This is a genomic window from Tepidanaerobacter sp. EBM-49 (genome assembly GCF_001896645.1).
GTDB classification, from domain to species: Bacteria; Bacillota; Thermosediminibacteria; order Thermosediminibacterales; family Tepidanaerobacteraceae; genus Tepidanaerobacter; species Tepidanaerobacter syntrophicus.
This window is the reverse complement of the sequence record NZ_MPPE01000024.1, coordinates 13,856-32,817: the sequence shown is the minus strand read 5'-3', so window position 1 is coordinate 32,817 and position 18,962 is coordinate 13,856. Positions and strand designations below refer to the sequence as shown.

Below are 18,962 nucleotides of genomic sequence, written 5' to 3'. Positions count from 1 at the left end.
TACCTCCTTTCCGTACGTCTATACATCACTCTAAAGCGACTACATATCAAGGGATTTTCGGCATTATTTCCGCGAACAAGGGAGAGAAAGTTTCCCGATTGATGGCGGTTAATTTGTTAAATTCAGCCACAGAAATGAGGCCGTCATCGAGCATCTTCTTTGCGATTGTCTGTGCTCTGCGGTAGTCCAGATCGCCCTGAATCCGCTCCTGCGTGAAATATCCAGATTGAACATTTGTGATTTCGTCTGTCATAACATATCCACCTCCAGTTTCCACTGGAGATGAACTGCCTTTTTGAGCGGAGGAAAATAAAAAAAGCCTGCGGGCATTCCGAAGAACACTCGCAGGCATAGCAGATTGGATATTCAGTTATTTCACTCTGATCTTCCAGCCGGTCAGAATAAGGTTGACGTTTTTGATGAGCGTCGGGTTGAGCTTCTGGATCGCCGAAACCGTGGTGCTGTATTTCTTAGCAATTCCGGAGAGGGTATCACCGCTTTTTACGGTGTAGTAGACAGGAGTAGATTCCTGCTTTTTCACCAGAGCATTGACCTTTGCCTGCACGGCAGAATAATCATACCCGGCAGCGGTGAGGCGTTCTTTGCGGTCGGTTCCGTTTCCCCATTTGCCGTCCAGCACCTCTTGCGCCAGCTCATCTACGGTCTTTGCCGGAGTGACCGGAGCAGGAGTGACAGGCTTGCTGTCATCGGACGCAGACTTTGTAAAGCCGTTGAAGCTGCCGTTCTGGATAATGGCAGGATAATCCACATAGGCGTAGTCCATATCCACATTACCACTGATGCCGTCAACAGAGCCCTTGGAAGAATACTGCCAGATGCCGTAGTCGCCTTTATAAGAACATTTGCTGGCATACTGCGCTACCCAGTGAGCGTAGGGCGTGAGTTTCGTGTCATCCATGCGTTCTTTGAAGCCGGAAACAGCGGAGCCGTAGATCCCGACGAAGTATCCGGCATCTTCCATAGTTTCACAGAAAGCAATGGTGGCCTCAGTGATTCCGGCCTTGGCAGAGGCAGGCTGCGCTTCGTTATCCATGTAGACCGGGTATTCCAGCTGTTTACCCTTCAGGATTTGCAGGAAGCGTTCTGCATCTGCTTTTCCGGCGGAAGCAGTTACGCAGTCCTTTCCGACAAAGTAGTAAGCGCCGATGGGAATACCGGCAGCCTTCGCGCCTTTGTAATTTGCTTCCCATTTGCTATCCGTATAAAAACCGGCATCGGAGCCGCCAGCTTTGATGATGGCAAACTCGATACCGGCCTTTTTGACCTTATTCCAGTCAATGGTTCCCTGCCAATGACTGACGTCGATTCCTTTTCTCGTCATGTTATTTTTCCTCCTCATCGTGACGGTCATGGAGCTGCTCCAAGACCTCCTTTAATTTCTCCGGTACCGGCAGGCCGAGGTGTGCTGCGTTCTCCGTCAGCGACAGACCTTCATTGGACAGGTAGAAGAAGATGATCGCCGTGCGGAGCACTCCCGGATGGCCGAGTACCTGAACATCAATGACGTTTCCGATGCCTACCAGCAGGAAGATCAGCACCTTGCGGCAGATTCCCTTAAAGCCGACCTCGCTTGAGAGCTTTTTGTCTGAGATGGCACACATGATGCCGGTAAGGTAGTCGCAGGTCACAAAGATCACCAGCGCAATCAAGAGCCCGTCACAGCCGCCAAGGAAATAGCCAAGCCATCCTCCGACAGCGGCAAATACCAGTTGGATCGTGTTCCAGAATTCTTTCATGAGAAAATCCCTCCTTTGTGCAAAATAAAAGCCGCCTGCATTTTGCAGACAGCCTCATGAACTGTATCCGTGTATGAAGTTATATCTGTTTTGGCAGCGCTTCCCAGAGCCGCATATCCTCCTGTCCCAGCGACCACATGGCAAAGCCTCTCACTCCCCAGCGGTAGGCCGCTTCATTTGCCCAGTAAACGAGCGAATCCACGTCTTGATAGTAGAGGATGGAAAAGCCGTCAGCATCACCGAGAAAGAGCCTTGATATCCAGATGTCGATGTCCTTTGGCGTGATGGTCACCGTATAATCGTTGCCACAGGTCAGGGCAAGCTCATGGGAGTGGTAGAACTCATAATCCAGAGAAATGCTCTCGCTGCGTGTCGCATCCTCCTCGATATCCGAGGTCAGCGTAAACACCTGAAATTCCGTATCCCATGTGGCGTTCGACCTGCTGATCCTTCCATACTGTGTAACTGTGCCGTCCGGGAAGGTAACATCAAAGCGCTCGTAGGGCTCGTAAGTCCATGCATCGCCAAGGCGGAGCAGCTCGCAGACCGTCCGGTTATCTGAACGGTATCCGGCATAGCCTCCGGAAAAGCCGCTGACCGTAGCTGTGAAGCGAAGCGTATAGGAAGAACCGGAATAAACACGCACCTTGTTTCCACGGATACGCAACTCGACCGTGTACATGGATGGATCGGTACGCAGGTCTGCATTTGCTGTTCGCTCTATGGTCTGGCTGTAGCTGCCAAGGAGCGTGCTGCCGTTATAAAGCTCCACAGCCTGAGAATCATAATTTAGGCAGCAGAACAGATCACCACAGAATACTCCGGCTTTGCCACTTCCTGTCGCAGGAAAAGCCAGCCTTGCCCGCAGGTGAATATCGAAAAAACCATCGTATCGCCATGCGAGCTTTCCGGAGCCGTCAAGCTGGGAGTAAACGCGGCTTTCGGAATATTCATCCTCGCGCCATACAGTCCAAGAGCCTGAAAGCGTCGTCCAGTAGTTTGTTTGCAGCACACCGTAGTCTCGGAAATCCTCATACCAGATGAGGGCAGAGTCCGGCTTTCGTCTCAGCATTTCGCAGGTGAGTTTGAAAGCTCTATCCGGCTGACACTCATTGCCGTCCACGTCGATAAAGTGGCGTGGAGAGAGTGTAAAGGTCGCAGTGCCTGCGGAGGGAGCCTCCGAAAAGCTGCTGCAAACACGGTAGCCATAAAACTGTACGCCTTTTACATCCACGGATATCACGATGGTGTGCGTACCGGCAGAGAGTGAAATGCTGCTGGCGAGCGTCGTCCAGAAGGTGCTTCTCCAATATGGCCACCAGAGCCTGCTTTCCGTAAAATGCGTCGTGTTGCCGTCAATCGAAACATAAATGCCGTTTTTATCCCAGAAGGGATAGCAGAGGCGGATGGCGATGTCGTAGGTTCCGGCGCTTGATACGGAAAAGGTATATGTGGCAGAGCCAGCGTCACCGAGAGTGGCCACACCATTTTCAAAGGATACAATGCCGGAGTAGGAGCTTGTCGTTCCATCCGCATCCACATAAATGGTACCGAACTCTGTGTGTTGCTCTTTGCTGTAAGCCGTCAGGTAATGCCTCCTGTTATAGGTTCCGTTCATCAGAGGATACTCATAGCTTGTGGCATCTCTGCCTTCCATGAAGTCGTAGACTTGCGGAAGCGCCCAAGGCACCATATCGTAGTCATCCCAATATGCGAGGATCGGGATGAAGGGCTGCGGAGGAGCATCGTCCGTGAAGTTGTATTGTCCGGTCATCCAGTTCTTTGCCGCGTAATAGGTATTTGATGTGCCGCGATAGGTTTTACCGAGGTTTGCAGGAAGATCATAAATCTGCCAGTTCCAGCCGTATGCAGGAAGGCCGAAGAATATCTTCTCCGGATTCATGACTGTGACCGCATAGTCGTAAATGCCCTCAAGCCAGTCTCTTGGAGAGACGGCTCCGGGAGCAGAGCCTGCCCACGCCATGCCATAGCTCATGATGGCCGCCGTATCGCAGTAAGCGTTGAGGTCGCCGTAAACGCACCAGTTCTCGCCGCCGACCGAGCCGTTGATGGAATTCATGCCCGGCAGACAGATGTTCATGAGCTTGCTGCTGTCATATCCTTTTACTGTGTTATATATATTCCGAAACATTGCCGTGGAGGCAGCGTGCGTGGAATACCCGTCGCCCTTCTCAAGGTCGATGTCGATGCCGTCGCACCACGGGTATTTTTCCATAATGCGGACGATCTCCGAAAGGAAGGTATCCTGAGCACCGTCGGTGTTATCCCGGAGAGCAGCAAAGATACTGTTCGTGCCATCGTTGGATATCGTCAGCAGCCATTTGATATGCGGCCAGCTGTTGATGTAGGTCAGCATATTGGAGATGGCCACGCCGCTTTCTGTGATGACACCGGTGCGCGATACCTTAAAAGAAAAGAGACCTACCTGCGAGAGGCGGTCTCCATATGCGGCAAGTGCCTGATACATTCTGGAATTGCCCATGAATGTCCAGACCATGCATTTGCGGCCTTTCAAATAATCATAGCTCATAGGGCATCACCTCCGTCCTGCATTTCCTGAAACTCAACATAGATGCGTGCAGACTTTTTATCTGCCACAGTAATCGGGTGCTTGCTGTCACCGGCAGCAGAGTATTGGAAAAAGCCGTCCTTGGATGTTGCAGCACCGTTCTTCAGGCACTTCCTCGTAGAAGCAAAAAGGTCAAATTCATCACCGGCAGCAGCCGCTGCTTTGAAAGTTGCCTTATGAGCACCTTCACCCAGCGCAAGCGATATACACCCGGCAGCCATCGCCTGAATCGGATAGACCTTGTAGTCAAGACCGGCAGCAGTGGTACCGAGATTGAAGATGACGCAGGTAGCAGCGGAGCGGACGATACCGTTATAAAACCTCTTTCCGTCTGTAGCATCATCGCCATCGTATTTTTCCAGAAACGTTTCGGTGTTGATGACAAAGCCTGTGACTTTATCGCCTTCCTGCAGCATCAAGTCGGTAAACCAGACCGAACCGGTGCAATCTATGACGGTGGGCTTTACCGTGATGTTTACGACGCGCTTATCCTGTTTTTTTGTAATTGTCTCTGTAAAGCGTGTAAACTCCGGCATTTATCCGTCCTCCGTCCATTGAATTTCTGATACATGGCCTACCCAGCCGGTGGCGATGGAGCCGCCCTGCAGGAGCATATCTGTGATATATACAGTTCCAGTGCAGTCGGTCACGCATACCCGGATGGTGATCTTTGTAACGCGTCCATACTGAGGAGAGACATCCTGTGCCACGTGTGTAAATGAAGCCATAGAAATCCCTCCTTCAGATCAGGTCTATAAATCGTGTTTCCGTTGTTCCGTCCTCGTATTCAAAGGTCACCTCAATGCCCACCTGTCCATTCGTACCTTTTGAGAGATTCTCAGAGGCAATCTGCGCCGAAAAGGTATAGCACTGCCGGTTGGCGGGCGTTATGGTCTGTGAAAGACTCTTTGTGGTATTCAGCGCACTTTCGCATTTGAAGGAAGCCGTGCCGGATACGCCATTATCTGCATCCACGGTAAATCCGGAGTTTTGCCAGTAGGTAAGACCGGAATCTGCTCTGGAATTACGCAGGTGATTAAACGGCACCAGATCCTTCATTTCCTGACTGTCTATCAGATCGGTAGACTCCAGCGTATCGGCTGCGCTATCCCAGCGTGAGGAGGAATCGCCCAGCTCCCGGAGGGTAGTGGAAAGCTCCAGCACCGTATTCCAAGGCTCCTGCAGGTTGTATTCCCTGCGGACGATTCTGGTCTTTACAGACAGGTTCAGGTCATCATCCTTCACCATGACCGTATCGCCCAGCGCCCATGTTTCATGTTCATAGCCGGTCAATACTGACAGATCCATCGCCTTTAGCACATAGGAGATACGCGGAGAGGCATAGTCTGCAAGTCGCATGTTGGCATATTCCAGCATCTGATATGGATTGGTGAAGTTCGAGCAATCCAGCGTAGCAATTCGTATTTCGGAAGTATAGGTCGTGTCCTGCACATATTCGTTGCCGCCATTGATCGAAGCAAAGGTCATGCCGTCCTTGCCATAGGCGTAAAGCCTTGTAATCAGGCTGGTCGTATCAATGACGCGTTGGATGGATTTCATGTTTTTCTTGTAGCAGAACAGTACGCCGGAATCTTCACCGGAGAAGGTTAGGAGCTTCACGATCCTGTTTGCGTTATCAAAAATCAGGTCGCCGCCGTGAATGTTCTGTACTGCACGCAAAATTGCCAGCGCGTTTTTCTCAGAGCAAGTCCAAGTACGCTTTGTGGAGACATTAACCGTGCCCACATCCCAGTCGGTACCCTGCAGGGCATAAGCCATCGGCACATCAGCCGTGTCTGCGTTAAAGGTAATCTCGTCCTTTTTCACGGAGTAGGCAAGATCATAGAATGCCGCTTCTGCATAGACCGTGGTGATGGCCTTGCCGCTTTCTTCCTTGTCGTCCGTAATCGTGCGGATGCGATAGGTGTCGCTGACAATACGCACGGTCTTTTCGTTATCGATATAGGCGCGTTTGCTATCCTGAAACGGCAGCTTAAATTCCAGCTCATCCACACCGTTGATCTCACTGGTCACAATAATGTCATATGCGTTATCCAACACAGCTTCCACATTCCCGTCTGAGTCCAGAATGACCGGTCTTGCATAGCCAAGTTTGGTATAGAGCGGCTTTGGATTATCGTACAGACTGATAGATGTCAGCGTAGGCGTCCTTGCTGTATTTGTGGTAGAAAGCGTGACGCGGTATTTGATGTATTTCTTTGCAGGAGATTCCAGCTCGCCGTTTGCACCGACAGCCTGCCACTCTGTCCAAGCGGAGAGGTCATCTGAGGTGGCTGTTTCCACAAGCGAGATAGAGGTCTCTCCCGGAGAGTAATCAGCTTTTACAGAAACTCTGCCGTTGCCAGTCACGCCACAGTCCCTTGCTGCAGTAATGAGCTGTCCGCTTGATGGATAGACAGAGTCTGTAGCTCGAAGCGTAACGACATCCGGTGTCGTCAGAGCGTCCACATCACCGGTCAGATCTGCACCGTTTGCGGAGAGCGATTCCAGAAAATATTCTGCAAGGTCATCGGCAGTTAGATCAGAATCACAGTCGAGGAACCAATCATCAAAGCCGCCTGCATACCAGTAGGAGTCTGCGTGCATTCCCCAGATGAGGTCAGCCACACAGCTACGGTTCAGCTCTCCGGTAAAGGTCAGCACACTTGACTGCCAAACCGTGCCGGAGCTTTTATCGCCAAGGATGTACTGCGCTGTCTTGGCATTTGGCTTGATCACACAGGCGATAAAATACCAGTAGCCGTTTAGCAAAGAGAATGATGGCGTTACCGACGTATCGAGGATCAGAGAACCGGAGGAGTTATACAGCATAATCCTCGGTTTTCCTCTGATCAGCGACAGATAGAAAATCGGCTGTCCGGAACCATAGCGGGTATTTAGGATCGGAGTATAGGTGTTGCCGACTGAATATGTCGTGGGCTTCATCCAGCCGCCGACCACGATGGTTTCACCGAGGCTTGAGAAGATGCTGCCGTCATTTTCTACTTTCAGGTAGGTTTTCTCCGATGAAGGATTATTGATGTTCATCTGAAAATAGCGACCGAAATTGCCTGTTTTCATATCTGCGGTTGTTCCGCTCCAGTTATGAATATATGCCTTACGATCCTTCCCGGAGGAATCCGCCAGATAATCATCTGCATCCGGTTCGGACTCGTTAAAACGCCAGAGACCGTCGGGAGCCCATGCAGCCGGGAACTCGCCGGTGAAGGCATCTTGGGTATTCAATATATTTTTAAGAGCCATGCAATATCACCTCCAGCGGCTTCTGGCTTGAATGTTCAGTTCCGTAAATGTTGTACTCGTACCGACCACAGCAATCACGATGGTATTATCTCCCGTGTTTAAGACCGGAAAATTAAGCTCCGACAAAAGCGGGAGACCGTTTCGGAGGGTTTCTCCGTTAGAGTCAACTACTTTTGCCGTCATCAGATCGGAGTCAATAATCAATGTTTCTCCGGCGGCAAGCCGTCCAATGATCTGTAGCTCGCTGCCGTTTGTGGTTATGGAGATATACGAGTCCGTCCCGGAAGGAATTACACCCGTTAAGGAGTAGACCGGGTAGGACTCGATATTCCCAAGAGCGCGAGACGCGGTAAAGGTTCCGGTTTCCGCAAAATCAAAGGTCTCGTCTGATATGGCATAGCCATAAGGGTCTGGGCAGAAAAATTCCAGATCAAAGGTGCAGGAATTACGGACTGCCCGGTCAAAGGAGAATCCGGATGTAAGCCTTGCTTCATACACTCGTCCCGGTTCCTTGTCCAGAATGAGCTGGCAGAGGCCTTTGTCCGGATTCAGCCATTCGATAATATCGTCCTTTTTTGAAAGAAACTGCTCGTCCGTCTTTCCCGGAGGAATGAAGCAGGAAATCAGTATCTTTCGCTCGGATACCGTTTCTCCAAAATCAAATACACCGTGTCGTCCGGGCATGGTGATCGTGTTGTTTCTAAGATCCGGCATCCGGTATTCGTTTGTAATTCTTGTCGCAAGTCCCATAGACTGGGAGGTTGTTCCGTTAAATGAAAATCCCATGTTACACCAGTCCTTTCGCCCTGCGTCCGGCAGTCAGCAGAGTATTGAGCTGCTGAGAAATCTTCCGGATATCGTCGTCGCTTCTGACACTCATTTCCTCAATATTGATGAGAGGCTGGTCGCCTGAAACACTGAGAGTAGCGCTGCTTACTGCATCCTGAATCATGGAGCGCAGCGAGCTCACACCGACCACAGCTTCATCACCGGCCTCACCGCCGCCAAGAAGCGTGCCGCCGCTCTGGCCGAAGATGGTCGCATCCTTTAAGATCATGCCGCCGGACATCGCCTTCTTATACCAATCTACAGAAAAGTGCGGTATGGATGGCGGGTTCAGCGAAAAGCTGCCTGTGATGGAGAAGTGCGGCAGCTTGATCTTCGGTAGGCTCCAGCTGAAGTTGAATACGCTCTTTAGCTTGTTTACGATGCCGGATACCGTGCTCCAGATGGTATTGAACACATTCGAGATGGTACTCTTGATCCCATTTACGATATTGGACACCGTGCTCTTGATCGCATTGAAGCCATTGCTGATGCCGGACTTCATGGCATTAACCACATTCATGACTGCGCTCTTTATACCGTTCCAAACGGAAGTGACCACGCTCTTAACGGCATTGAAAATCGTAGAGGTCGTAGTTTTGATGGCATTCCATGCGGTGGTGATGACCGTCTTTATAGCATTCACGACAGTTTCAACAGCTGTTTTTATCGCGTTCCAAACAGTAGTAACCACGGTCTTTATCACGTTCAGGACGGTTTCGATGATCGTCTTATAGATATTGAAATAGGTGGTCACTACAGTTTTGATTGCATTGAAAATAGTTTCAAAAAGGCTCTTGATGCCATTCCAGATCGTAGAGATAACCGTCTTTATGGCATTCATCACGGTTTCGACCGTGCTTTTTATCGTATTCCAAGCTGTGGTAAGAAAACTGCTGATTGCATTTACCACAGTGGTGAAGGTGTTCTTTATTGCCTCCCAGACACTGACGAAGAAGTCCTTGATCGCCGTCCATACAGTAATGGCGATCTCCTTGACATTTTCCCAGAGGTTGATCCAGAATTCTCTGAAGCCCTCACAGTTGTTCCACAGGTAGATAAATGCAGCTACCAGTAGGCCGATGGCCGTAATGATCAGGCCTATCGGATTTGCCGCCATGACAGCATTCAGACCAGCCATCGCCGTCTTTACTCCGGCCATAGCAGTGGTAACAGTAGGAATAATCGTCATAATCGTACCAACAGCGGAGATTACCTTACCGACGATTACAAGTACCGGCCCGATTGCAGCAGCCACGAGCGCAATCTTTACGATCATCTGCTGCATAGGCTCTCCGAGGTTGTTCCACCATTCGGCGAGAGATTTCAGCTTGTCAGAGAGCTCTTTAAGGACAGGAGCGAGAACTGACATCAGGGAGTTGCCGACCTCTGCACCGGTTTCCTTCAGAGAGTTCATGGTCATCTGGAACTGGTCAATCGGGTCGAGTGTCTCATTGAAGGTGTTCTCGACACTGCCTTCAAAATCTCCGAGGAAGCCGGAGAAATCCGACAGGTTGAGCTTTCCGGTCTGCACGGCATTATAGATGGAGGCACCGGCCTTACTTCCGAAAAGGTCATAGGCCGCCTGCAGCTTTTCAGCATCGCTGCCGCTTCCCTGCATGGTAGCAGAAAATTCCGCAAGCACCTGATCCAGCGTTTTGCCGTCTGCCGTTGCATTTTTCATGGCGGTCTTTAAGCCCATCATAGCGGCAGAGGTATCAAGGCCGGACATTTCCACCATGCCCATAAAGCCAGCGGCCTGCTGGGCAGTGAGTCCCATTTCCTTCAGCTGCGCGGCATTGGAGGAGAGGGCATTTGCCAGCGTGTCCATATCAATGCCGGTGGCCTGACCGGTAGCGTTTAAGGCATCCAGAAGATTATCTGCCTCGGAAGCGTCCATGCCGAAGGCGTTCATGACGGAGGATACATTGTCGATAGATGTCGAAACATCGGTATCATTGAGCTGGGCAAACTTGATGAATTTTGCCGAGAGGTCATCCAGCGCCTGCCCGGTCAGGCCGAAACGCGTGTTGACCTCGCCGACAGCAGCACCGGCAGTTTCGAAGTCCGTCGGTATCTCCGTGGCGAGGTCTTTTACGATCTGGCACATATCCTCCAGCTCATCGCCGGTAGCACCAGTTTTCTGTGCAACGATGTCAAGGCCAGCATCCACCTCGTTAAAGGCTGCAATGGAGGCAGCGCCGATGGCGACAATGGGAGCCGTTACATGCGTCGATAGGCTCGTACCGACATCAGATATTTTCCCGCCGACCTCCTGCAGTTTAGAGCCGGTAGCCCGGAGTGTTGCCGTGATAGAAGTATCTGTTTCCCGACACTGCTGTTCGAGGTTTTTGAGCTCGTTTTCGGTCTCTATGATCTCACGCTGCCATGCATCATATTGCTGCTGGGTGACGGTACCGTTTTTAAGTCCAGCATCCATCTGGTCTTGCACGGACTTCAGCTGTGTGAGCTTTTCCTTCGTTTCGGAGACTGCCTGTTGTAGGAGCTTCTGTTTCTGTTCGAGCAGCGCGGTATTTGTCGGGTCGAGCTTTAGGAGTTTGTTGACGTCTTTTAGCTGCGACTGAGTTGATTTGATTTCTTTGTTTACGCCGGAGAGGGCTTTGGAAAGGCCGGTCGTATCGCCGCCGATTTCCACGGTTATGCCTTTTATTCTGTCGGCCATGCGGTGACCTCCTTCCTGTTAAAATCGATCCATCTGCTCCTGTGTCGCGAGCGCAGGATAGTTGTAATCGTCGTTGCTCATTTCTGCATACATGTCATTGACAGTCCCGATAGTGAGCAGGTCGAGCTCCGAGATGGAAAGCCCGATCTGCACACACCGGAGTAAAAAGAGCGGGGTTGTCATTTCCCGCTCTGTCGGATGATGTTTTTTTAGATTCCACCTGCTGTTCCACATTGAGTCCCCACAGCTCGATGATCTGAGGCAGGATTTCATAAATGGAGAAGGTGTTGAACTGGTCGAGCCAGTCCTCCGGAGTATCCGGGACATCAGGATTCTGATGCTTTGCCATCAGCCATGCGATATTCTCAAAAAGCTCCAGACTGAAAGTGTCCAGATTGGAGCTTTCTGCGTCGCTTTCATCGATGCCTTTCTGCAGCTCGTTTAAATCCTTGTAAATATCCCTGTGGAACTTATTTCTGTAAAGGCGAGGAATGGCGGCTGAGGCGCGGAACTGCACCTCTTTGCCGTCAACTTCGATTGTTTTTGTTACTGCCATATCGCGCCTCCTTATTCACCGCTACTTACTGAAGCACTCGGCTCATATACAGAGCTGTACCAAGCGTCGTAAACAGCACTTGTAGTGTTCGTACCAGTTTTGACCTTCACAATGCCGGAAGGGAGCGGAGAAGCTGTGATGGAGAGCGTCTCAGTCTGCACCTCGGTAGAGTCCTCCTTGGTGCTGCCGGTGACGGAAGGACGGGTCGCGCTGCAGTAATACATGCAGTGACGGATCTTTCTCTGGTCGCCGGAAAACTCAAAGAGCAGCGCAAAATGCTCCGGCTCTACATCCTTGTTCTCAACAATGACGCCGTTTGCATCCTCAGTCTCGTGCATGACATCCGTAAGAAAGCTCTCCGGGATCAGCGCCAGTTCAAAGTCGCCGGAATAGCCGTTGTTGTTTGAAACCATGTAATATACGGAGTCGTCCGCATAGAATGGATCATTATCTCCCTCAGCATCCAGCGAAAGGGATACGGCACCGGGCATTGCTACGGGTGTACCAAAGGTGACAGTGCCGTCAGCGGCAAGCGTAGCAATGGCGTAGTGGCAGTTTTTAAGGCCGAACTTGACCTTGTTACTCGTGTTAGGCATAGTTTTTAACCTCCTATGATCTGTGTTTGATATAAGACCTCGTACAACTTCTCCGACTCGATCCATACCTCAGATTTCTCATAAGGCAGGTCGTGGGCGATTAAGATGTCCTCGATCTGGGTTTCTGTTTCCGGGTCTTTTACGTCCGTGTATAATTCGATGTTCAGTTCATCAATTTTCTTGAACACCGTGTCATCCGCGAACATATTGTCAGAGCCCGGATAAAGAAAAACGAGGAAGGGTGGGTCTGGTGACTCGCCTTCGGCAAAATGGTCGTAGGCAAGCGGCAGACCGGCTTCCTCTAACATGGTGATTACATCGTCGTATGTCATGATCCACCTCCCAGCTTCTGCTTGATGGTATTGACGAGCTTTTCGTTTCCGCGCTCCTCGGCTGAGGCGATATGAGGCTGTGCCGGAACACGTCCGCCGCCACGTTTCACATGCCCATGCTCCAGAAGGTGTGCCAGCTGATAGCGGTTCCTCGAATGCACTACAAGGTCAATGCTCTGTGAATCCTCGTGCATATTCTTGACCGACCAGCTTTTCTTGTATTTGCCGGTATCGACCGGAGCGCCTGCCTGAATATCCTTACGGACGGAAGCAGCAGTTTCTTTCACAGCGGCCTTCAGGTCATCTGTGGCGAGTTTTGAATATTTTTCAAGCTCCTCCATAATGGCGTCGCCCATCTCGTTTATTGATACATTTCTACTCATGCGTTCTTCTCCAGCTTGCAGTTGAATTTCAGGCTGTTATGCTTATAGCCCATCGGATTCACATAGGTGATGTTGTAGGTGCGGCCTTCCGCGATGATCCGGTATTTTGTCGATTCCACAGCCGCAAGCTCAGAGCAGTAGCGGCAGGTGAAGTCCAGCGATTCCTCCGGATTGATGACTACATCGGAAGATTCGGAACCGGAGCTCGTGCCGACAGTCGCCCAGCAGGAAAAATAATCCGACCAGCCGGTTTTGTGGTTTCCGTATTTGTCGACGATGACTGTATTTTTCTGGAAAGTGACGCGCACCCTCATAGCTGCTATATTCATGAAAACGCTCCTTCCCGTATTGCAAAAAGAAGTGAGCGTAGTGTCATGGTAAGAGCATGGTGGTCGGCTTCCTCCCTGTGCTCAAAGAGATAGGCACAGGTATAGAGGATAGCGACCTTCATGGTTTCCCGGATTGCAGACAGCTCCGCTTCGGTATATTCATCAGAAGAAGCCGCATCGGAGTCGACCACTTCCCACTGATCATCCGTAAGTCTTGCAATATCAATACATAAGCGAATTGCGGAGGCCAAGAGGATACCGACCGTGGCATCCTCATCCGACGAATCTACGCGCAGATAGGCCTTCGCATCTTCAGTTGAAATCAAAGCCACGGTCGTTCACCTCCTTGCCTTAAGAACCGGAAGTTGCCTTCATGTCAAGAATCTTGATGCCTTCGGAAAGGATCAGCTTGCCGTCAACACGCTCCGTGCAGGTAAAGCCGACCTGACCGTTGGTAGCGTAAAGCTCGTTGAGGCGCTTGATCGTGCGACCAGCTCTATCAGCGATCCAGTAGCAGGAGAAGTCGCCGAATGCGATGGCTCTTGCACCTGCGGCCATTGTAGGTACCTTCGGAGAGGTGTAGAGCGGATAGCCAAGCAGTCTGTCAGGTTCTCCGGCAGTAAGAGCAGGCTGCCATACATAGACGCCGTTCAGATCCTTGAGCTTTCTGATAGCTGCGACAGTGGCATCGTTCATGAGGAACTTCGCCTTGCTGCGATACGGTGCCTTGAGAGAGTACACAAGGCTGATCAGCTCATCGGCGGTAATTGCCGTAGCGGAAGCTGCGGTTACGCCGGAAGGAGCACCACCAGCGGCAGAAGGAATGAACAGGCCAGTAGGTCTGTCGATAGCCGTCTGGCCGGTCTGCACAGCACCGTTGATGAAGGCATCTTCTTCAGCTTCACCGAAGGCGCGACCGAATTCCTCAGAGATGTAGCCTTCGATATCAAAGAAGCTGTCGGAAAGCAGCTCGTCGGACACCTTGATGAGGTCAGTCAGCTTAAAAGCGTCAATGCTGGTCTGCGCGAAGGTCGGATTGCTCTCGGTGTAGGCACCGTTCTCGGCAGTCCACGCCGCCTGCGTGTGACCATTTGCCACAGGGATCTTGCGCTCGTTCTGCGTGGTGATGACCTTGCAGCCGATAGTACGCATGATATTGTTTTCATTGAGCGCCTGAACAAGGGTGTGCTCGAATTCAATCGGAACAAGGTATCCGCCGTTTGCATCGGTTCCTTCCTCAAGTACATCGCGGATTGCGGGATTGCCGGGATGACGGATGTTGTCCCAGAAGGCCTTTTTATAGGCTGCAGAAGCTCTGCCGGGCTTATCCTCCGGTTCATCCTTTACACCGGGCTTTCCGGTGAGCGGAGTAGAAGTCGGTGCGCTCATCATCTTGTCGATCTGCTCCTGACGCTGCAGGCGCTCGATATCCTTGGTGAGGTCGGTGACTTCCTTTTCCATCTTGTCGTAGGTTGCGGCATCCTCCGCAGAAACCATGCCGCCGTTCTGAGAGTGGCTATTAAGAAACGCCTTAGCGGCCTCCCATGCCTTCGCTCTCTTGTCCATGAGTTCCATAATCTGAGTCATAATAAAAATCCTCCTTTAATGTGCGAGAAGCGAAAGGCGCTTCTCAAGATCGGTTACTGGTACCATGTGTTTATTTGCTTCCGGCTTTTTCTTAGGAATCAGTCGGGAAAGCAGTGAATCAGTGACGGCCTTGCGAGAGAAAAGCATCTCCGCGTCAGCCGTATCCTCCGGGACGGATTTTTCTCCATCCCTGAACAGAATCTCGTCAGCGAAGCCGAGCTTCACGGCTTCTTTGGCGTTCATCCATGTCTCGGCATCCATGAGCTGTGAAATCTTGTGACGGGAGAGCCCGGACTTGATTTCGTAGGCGTTCATAATGGATTCCTTAACTTCGTTTAACATGTCGATGGCTTTCTGCATTTCCTCGGTATCACCGATGGCGATGGTCGCAGGGTTGTGTACCATCATCATGGCTACGGGACTCATGCAGACCTTTGTTCCGGCCATAGCGATAACCGATGCCGCCGAAGCAGCAAGAGCATCAATTTTGACCGTCACATCATGTGGGTAGTCCATCAGCATGTTGTAGATCTGTGCAGCAGCAAAAACATCACCGCCCGGAGAGTTGATCCAGAGGGTGATGTTTCCATCTCCTGCATGCAGTTCATCACTAAATAGCTTGGGTGTTACTTCGTCGCCGAACCACGTTTCATCGGAAATTTCGCCGTCGAGGTAGAGCGTTCGGTCGGAGCCAAAGCTGTCCGGCTCCTCGTTTCGCACCCAGTTCCAAAACTTTCTGGTCATAGTGCCTCCTTCTTTCTGAACCGGATGCGCCCGTCTTCGGGTTCCGGTTCGGTTTGTGTTTCCTTCGTTTCATCAGCTTCCTCCTGCGTCTGTGCTGAGGCCGCAAAAATACCTGCGTCCTTGAGCTTGGTCATATTGCCATTGATCAGGTACAGGTCGCCGCCTTCCTCCTCTGGAATACGGTCGAGGTTTTCAAGCTCCCTGATATCGTTAGCGGACATCCAGCCATTTTGGCGTCCGACCGCATAGCCGTTCATGCGGCTCTGGTAGTCGCCTCTGAGCAGACCGTCCACGTTGAATTTGAAGAAGTAGTTTTTCTTTTCATCCGGAGAGAGCAGGGCTCTCTGCATGGACTGTTCCCAGCGACATACCCACGGGTCGAGCGTGTATTTCACAAATTCCAGCGACTGTTGCTCGATATTTGAGAAACTCGATTTCTCAAGATCGCCGATCATGTGAGGCGGGATGCGGAAGATACGTGCGATTTCATTGATCTGGAACTTACGTGTTTCCAAAAACTGCGCCTGTTCCGGTGAGATGGAGATAGGCGTATATTTCATGCCTTCCTCCAGCACAGCCACCTTGTTTGCATTAGAGCTGCCGCCGAAAGCAGAGTTCCAGCTTTCTCTAACACGCTCCGGATCTTTTACCACACCGGGATGCTCCAAGATACCGCCGGGAGTCGCGCCGTTTGCAAAAAACTTAGCGCCGTATTCTTCGCAGGCTATTGCCATGCCGATGGCATTCTTAGCCATAGCAATCGGGCTGTAGCCCACAAGACCGTCAAAGCCAAGGCCGGGAACATGCAGTACGTCGGACGGCTGTAGCCTCACACGGCTGCCGTTCATCGTGTGCGCCTCATCCTGTGATGTTTGGTATTCGTAATAAAGCTCTCCGTTTTCATCACGGTTGACCGTCATACGATTTGGCATCAAAGGATAGAGCGCGACCACTTCACCTTTGCCGTTCCGAATGATCTGCGCGTAGGCATTTCCCCACAGGAGTAGGTGCGTCATCAATGTTTCCCGGAATACAAAGGATGTCATTTCCGGATTTGGCTCATCGTGAAGCAGGAAATAGAGCGGATGATTTATCGCTTTTTCCTTGCTGCCGCCTTCGCCGTATCGATAGAGGTGAATCGGCAGTCCTGCAATCGCCTCGGACAGAATCCTCACGCAGGAGTAGACCGCCGTCATCTGCATGGCGGAGCGCTCCGTTACAGCCTTGCCGGAGGTCGTGCCGCCGAAGAAGAAGCGGTAGGAGCTTCCGGTTGTTGAATTGGTAGGCTTATCTCTTGAACGAAACAGTCCTGAAAATATGCTCATATTGATCACCTGCCTTTCAGATAAATAAAATGCCTCTGTCGTCATAGACAGAAGCACCGTTGTCATTGCCGCAGCGGATCGCACGGTCAAGCGCCATGATGGTAGCGATGGCTCCGTCAATCTTCTCTGTAGATTTTTCCTTGTCAGCCTTGATATTTCCGGCTGGGTCAGTACGGATGAAGATGTTATCCATATTCCAGCGGAGCACCGGGTGGCCGCCGTGAGCGAGCTTTTGCTCAAGTGTCAGCTTCATGAGTTCCTTTGTGGGCGGGCTCATATCCTTAAAGCCCTGTCCGAAGGGCACGACAGTAAAGCCCATGTTTTCCAAGTTCTGAACCATCTGGACTGCTCCCCAGCGGTCGAATGCGATCTCACGGATATTGAAGCGCTCGCCGAGGCGTTCGATGAATTTCTCGATATAACCATAATGGATGACGTTGCCTTCGGTCGTCTGCAGCACGCCTTCCTTCTCCCAAGTATCGTAGGGCACATGATCGCGTCTCACGCGAAGATCCAGCGTATCCTCTGGCACCCAGAAGTACGGGAGGATCACATACTTGTCGTCTTCATCCCGTGGCGGGAATACCAGTACAAAGGAAGTAATATCCGTAGTGGAGGACAGGTCAAGGCCGCCATAGCAGACACGGCCTTCGAGGTCGTCCTCATTAACTGGAAAGGCGCAGGCGTCCCATTTATCCATTGGCATCCAGCGGACAGCCTGCTTTACCCATTGATTAAGGCGCAGCTGCCTGAAGGAATTCTCTTCACCGGGGTTTTGCTTTGCCGATTCGCAGGCCGCTTCCACCTTGTCAATGCCGACCGTGATACCGAGAGAGGGGTTTGCCTTTTTCCACACTTCCGGATCAGTCCAGTCCTCGTCAGGTTCCGCACCGTAAATGACCGGATAGAAGGTTGGATCGACCTTCCTGCCGTCGAGGATGTCCTGCGCTTTCTGGTGGACTTCATAGCAGATGGTGTTTGTATCATTTCCGGCTGTGGTAATCAGGAAATACAGCGGCTGCATTCTGGCATCGCCGGAGCCCTTTGTCATTACATCAAAGAGTTTCCGGTTCGGTTGGGTGTGCAGCTCATCGAATACCACACCGTGGATGTTAAAGCCGTGCTTACTGTAGGCCTCAGCGGAGAGCACCTGATAGAAGCTGTTGGTAGGCTCATAGATGATCCGTTTCTGGGAGGCCAGTATTTTGACGCGACGATTAAGCGCCGGGCACATTCTCACCATATCCGCAGCAACATCAAAAACGATGGTGGCCTGCTGTCTATCTGCAGCGCAGCCGTAGACTTCGGCGCGTTCCTCACCGTCACCGCAGCAAAGGAGCAGGGCGACAGCAGCGGCCAGCTCTGACTTTCCCATTTTCTTAGGAATTTCGATATAGGCCGTATTGAACTGACGGTAACCATTCGGCTTCAGGACACCGAACAGGTCGCGGATGATCCGTTCCTGCCAGTCGATGAGCTCGAAGGGCTTTCCTGCCCACGTGCCTTTAGTGTGGGTGAGCTGCTCGATGAACATCACCGCGAAGTCCGCCATCTGCTTGCTGTAGTGAGAAGTCTCTGCCATGAAGCGGGTCGGCTTATAGTTTTTCAGTTTTCGCATTGGCACGGTAGCCGCCTCCTTTCAGGGCAAAATAAAAGACCGCCATAGCGATCTGGTATCAGTACGAGAGAAAGAGCCTACTGGCTCAGTCTCCCGGAATATTCATATTCGGGTTTAATGCTTAGTTGTGATTCTCCAGCAGGATGCAAAGCGCCATCTCTGCTTCTTTGCAGGTGGGATGAATGTCCCAGCCTCTGTCATAGTTGCAAACGGTCTCGCCGTCAATCTTGATCATGAGCTTGCTGATCCTGCCGCCGTTGATGCCGTAGGTCTCGCTTGGCTCGTCGTAGTGCTTTACCCAGTAGTGACATTTGGTATATTTTTTCTTGTCCTTGGCATCCGGGATGCCGATAACTCCTTCGCTCCACATTTT

Annotated in this window: 19 protein-coding genes and 1 pseudogene; all 20 read right to left on the bottom strand. The window is 51.4% G+C overall.

Annotated features, from left to right (window positions below; all coding sequences use genetic code 11):
- Positions 1–46 precede the first annotated feature (46 nt).
- The gene (locus tag BUE08_RS03665) at positions 47–253 is read right to left on the bottom strand and encodes an SHOCT domain-containing protein (protein ID WP_006291492.1); all 207 of its coding nucleotides are present in this window, start codon (positions 251–253) and stop codon (positions 47–49) included.
- Between the two features lie 117 nt (positions 254–370).
- Positions 371–1,342: a GH25 family lysozyme gene (locus BUE08_RS03660; protein ID WP_270189956.1), complete on the bottom strand. Its 972-nt coding sequence runs from the start codon at positions 1,340–1,342 to the stop codon at positions 371–373.
- A gap of 1 nt (position 1,343) precedes the next feature.
- Positions 1,344–1,757, bottom strand: coding sequence for a phage holin family protein (locus BUE08_RS03655; RefSeq protein ID WP_270189957.1), 414 nt, complete (start codon positions 1,755–1,757; stop codon positions 1,344–1,346).
- A 79-nt stretch (positions 1,758–1,836) separates the two neighbouring features.
- The gene (locus BUE08_RS03650) at positions 1,837–4,308 is read right to left on the bottom strand and encodes a glycosyl hydrolase family 18 protein (RefSeq protein ID WP_286680380.1); all 2,472 of its coding nucleotides are present in this window, start codon (positions 4,306–4,308) and stop codon (positions 1,837–1,839) included.
- Positions 4,305–4,883: a hypothetical protein gene (locus BUE08_RS03645; protein WP_286680379.1), complete on the bottom strand. Its 579-nt coding sequence runs from the start codon at positions 4,881–4,883 to the stop codon at positions 4,305–4,307. The genes BUE08_RS03650 and BUE08_RS03645 overlap by 4 nt, the downstream gene beginning before the upstream one ends.
- Positions 4,884–5,075 carry a hypothetical protein gene (locus BUE08_RS03640; RefSeq protein WP_022117855.1) on the bottom strand — a complete coding sequence of 64 codons (192 nt, stop codon included), beginning with the start codon at positions 5,073–5,075 and terminating at the stop codon, positions 4,884–4,886.
- Between the two features lie 13 nt (positions 5,076–5,088).
- On the bottom strand, positions 5,089–7,611 hold the full coding sequence (locus BUE08_RS03635) for a phage tail spike protein (RefSeq protein ID WP_286680378.1): 2,523 nt from the start codon (positions 7,609–7,611) through the stop codon (positions 5,089–5,091).
- Positions 7,612–7,617: 6 nt separating this feature from the next.
- On the bottom strand, positions 7,618–8,397 hold the full coding sequence (locus tag BUE08_RS03630; RefSeq protein WP_286680377.1) for a distal tail protein Dit: 780 nt from the start codon (positions 8,395–8,397) through the stop codon (positions 7,618–7,620).
- 1 nt (position 8,398) lies between these two features.
- Positions 8,399–11,119: a phage tail tape measure protein gene (locus BUE08_RS03625; protein ID WP_270189962.1), complete on the bottom strand. Its 2,721-nt coding sequence runs from the start codon at positions 11,117–11,119 to the stop codon at positions 8,399–8,401.
- Positions 11,120–11,306: 187 nt separating this feature from the next.
- A pseudogene (locus BUE08_RS03620) lies at positions 11,307–11,675 on the bottom strand (hypothetical protein); the annotation flags it as partial.
- A gap of 11 nt (positions 11,676–11,686) precedes the next feature.
- The gene (locus BUE08_RS03615) at positions 11,687–12,271 is read right to left on the bottom strand and encodes a major tail protein (protein ID WP_009242876.1); all 585 of its coding nucleotides are present in this window, start codon (positions 12,269–12,271) and stop codon (positions 11,687–11,689) included.
- Positions 12,272–12,276: 5 nt separating this feature from the next.
- On the bottom strand, positions 12,277–12,603 hold the full coding sequence (locus BUE08_RS03610; RefSeq protein WP_099224999.1) for a hypothetical protein: 327 nt from the start codon (positions 12,601–12,603) through the stop codon (positions 12,277–12,279).
- Positions 12,600–12,986 carry an HK97 gp10 family phage protein gene (locus BUE08_RS03605; RefSeq protein ID WP_009242874.1) on the bottom strand — a complete coding sequence of 129 codons (387 nt, stop codon included), beginning with the start codon at positions 12,984–12,986 and terminating at the stop codon, positions 12,600–12,602. Before BUE08_RS03605 ends, BUE08_RS03610 begins: the two co-directional genes overlap by 4 nt.
- Positions 12,983–13,315 (bottom strand): phage head closure protein, encoded by a 333-nt coding sequence (locus tag BUE08_RS03600; protein WP_270189963.1) that lies wholly within the window; start codon positions 13,313–13,315, stop codon positions 12,983–12,985. The genes BUE08_RS03605 and BUE08_RS03600 overlap by 4 nt, the downstream gene beginning before the upstream one ends.
- Positions 13,312–13,647, bottom strand: coding sequence for a head-tail connector protein (locus BUE08_RS03595; protein WP_031476029.1), 336 nt, complete (start codon positions 13,645–13,647; stop codon positions 13,312–13,314). The genes BUE08_RS03600 and BUE08_RS03595 overlap by 4 nt, the downstream gene beginning before the upstream one ends.
- 19 nt (positions 13,648–13,666) lie before the next feature.
- Positions 13,667–14,902, bottom strand: coding sequence for a phage major capsid protein (locus BUE08_RS03590; RefSeq protein WP_009242871.1), 1,236 nt, complete (start codon positions 14,900–14,902; stop codon positions 13,667–13,669).
- Positions 14,903–14,917: 15 nt separating this feature from the next.
- Positions 14,918–15,646: a head maturation protease, ClpP-related gene (locus BUE08_RS03585; RefSeq protein ID WP_031475236.1), complete on the bottom strand. Its 729-nt coding sequence runs from the start codon at positions 15,644–15,646 to the stop codon at positions 14,918–14,920.
- The gene (locus BUE08_RS03580; protein ID WP_333490398.1) at positions 15,643–16,971 is read right to left on the bottom strand and encodes a phage portal protein; all 1,329 of its coding nucleotides are present in this window, start codon (positions 16,969–16,971) and stop codon (positions 15,643–15,645) included. Before BUE08_RS03580 ends, BUE08_RS03585 begins: the two co-directional genes overlap by 4 nt.
- Positions 16,972–16,987: 16 nt before the next feature.
- A complete protein-coding gene (locus BUE08_RS03575) occupies positions 16,988–18,589 on the bottom strand; it encodes a terminase large subunit (protein ID WP_099225064.1) in 1,602 nt (533 codons plus the stop codon).
- 121 nt (positions 18,590–18,710) lie between these two features.
- Positions 18,711–18,959: a DUF7678 domain-containing protein gene (locus BUE08_RS03570; protein WP_257271399.1), complete on the bottom strand. Its 249-nt coding sequence runs from the start codon at positions 18,957–18,959 to the stop codon at positions 18,711–18,713.
- Positions 18,960–18,962 lie beyond the last annotated feature (3 nt).

Bases quoted from the DNA above. Each gene is read 5' to 3' on its own strand.
- BUE08_RS03650 (WP_286680380.1), bottom strand. From the start codon at position 4,308: ATGAGCTATGATTATTTGAAAGGCCGCAAATGCATGGTCTGGACATTC.
- BUE08_RS03580 (WP_333490398.1), bottom strand. From the start codon at position 16,971: ATGAGCATATTTTCAGGACTGTTTCGTTCAAGAGATAAGCCTACCAAT.
- BUE08_RS03645 (WP_286680379.1), bottom strand. From the start codon at position 4,883: ATGCCGGAGTTTACACGCTTTACAGAGACAATTACAAAAAAACAGGAT.
- BUE08_RS03625 (WP_270189962.1), bottom strand. From the start codon at position 11,119: ATGGCCGACAGAATAAAAGGCATAACCGTGGAAATCGGCGGCGATACG.
- BUE08_RS03610 (WP_099224999.1), bottom strand. From the start codon at position 12,603: ATGACATACGACGATGTAATCACCATGTTAGAGGAAGCCGGTCTGCCG.
- BUE08_RS03630 (WP_286680377.1), bottom strand. From the start codon at position 8,397: ATGGGATTTTCATTTAACGGAACAACCTCCCAGTCTATGGGACTTGCG.
- BUE08_RS03600 (WP_270189963.1), bottom strand. From the start codon at position 13,315: ATGAATATAGCAGCTATGAGGGTGCGCGTCACTTTCCAGAAAAATACA.
- BUE08_RS03585 (WP_031475236.1), bottom strand. From the start codon at position 15,646: ATGACCAGAAAGTTTTGGAACTGGGTGCGAAACGAGGAGCCGGACAGC.
- BUE08_RS03605 (WP_009242874.1), bottom strand. From the start codon at position 12,986: ATGAGTAGAAATGTATCAATAAACGAGATGGGCGACGCCATTATGGAG.
- BUE08_RS03640 (WP_022117855.1), bottom strand. From the start codon at position 5,075: ATGGCTTCATTTACACACGTGGCACAGGATGTCTCTCCTCAGTATGGA.
- BUE08_RS03660 (WP_270189956.1), bottom strand. From the start codon at position 1,342: ATGACGAGAAAAGGAATCGACGTCAGTCATTGGCAGGGAACCATTGAC.
- BUE08_RS03635 (WP_286680378.1), bottom strand. From the start codon at position 7,611: ATGGCTCTTAAAAATATATTGAATACCCAAGATGCCTTCACCGGCGAG.
- BUE08_RS03655 (WP_270189957.1), bottom strand. From the start codon at position 1,757: ATGAAAGAATTCTGGAACACGATCCAACTGGTATTTGCCGCTGTCGGA.
- BUE08_RS03570 (WP_257271399.1), bottom strand. From the start codon at position 18,959: ATGTGGAGCGAAGGAGTTATCGGCATCCCGGATGCCAAGGACAAGAAA.
- BUE08_RS03590 (WP_009242871.1), bottom strand. From the start codon at position 14,902: ATGACTCAGATTATGGAACTCATGGACAAGAGAGCGAAGGCATGGGAG.
- BUE08_RS03575 (WP_099225064.1), bottom strand. From the start codon at position 18,589: ATGCGAAAACTGAAAAACTATAAGCCGACCCGCTTCATGGCAGAGACT.
- BUE08_RS03665 (WP_006291492.1), bottom strand. From the start codon at position 253: ATGACAGACGAAATCACAAATGTTCAATCTGGATATTTCACGCAGGAG.
- BUE08_RS03615 (WP_009242876.1), bottom strand. From the start codon at position 12,271: ATGCCTAACACGAGTAACAAGGTCAAGTTCGGCCTTAAAAACTGCCAC.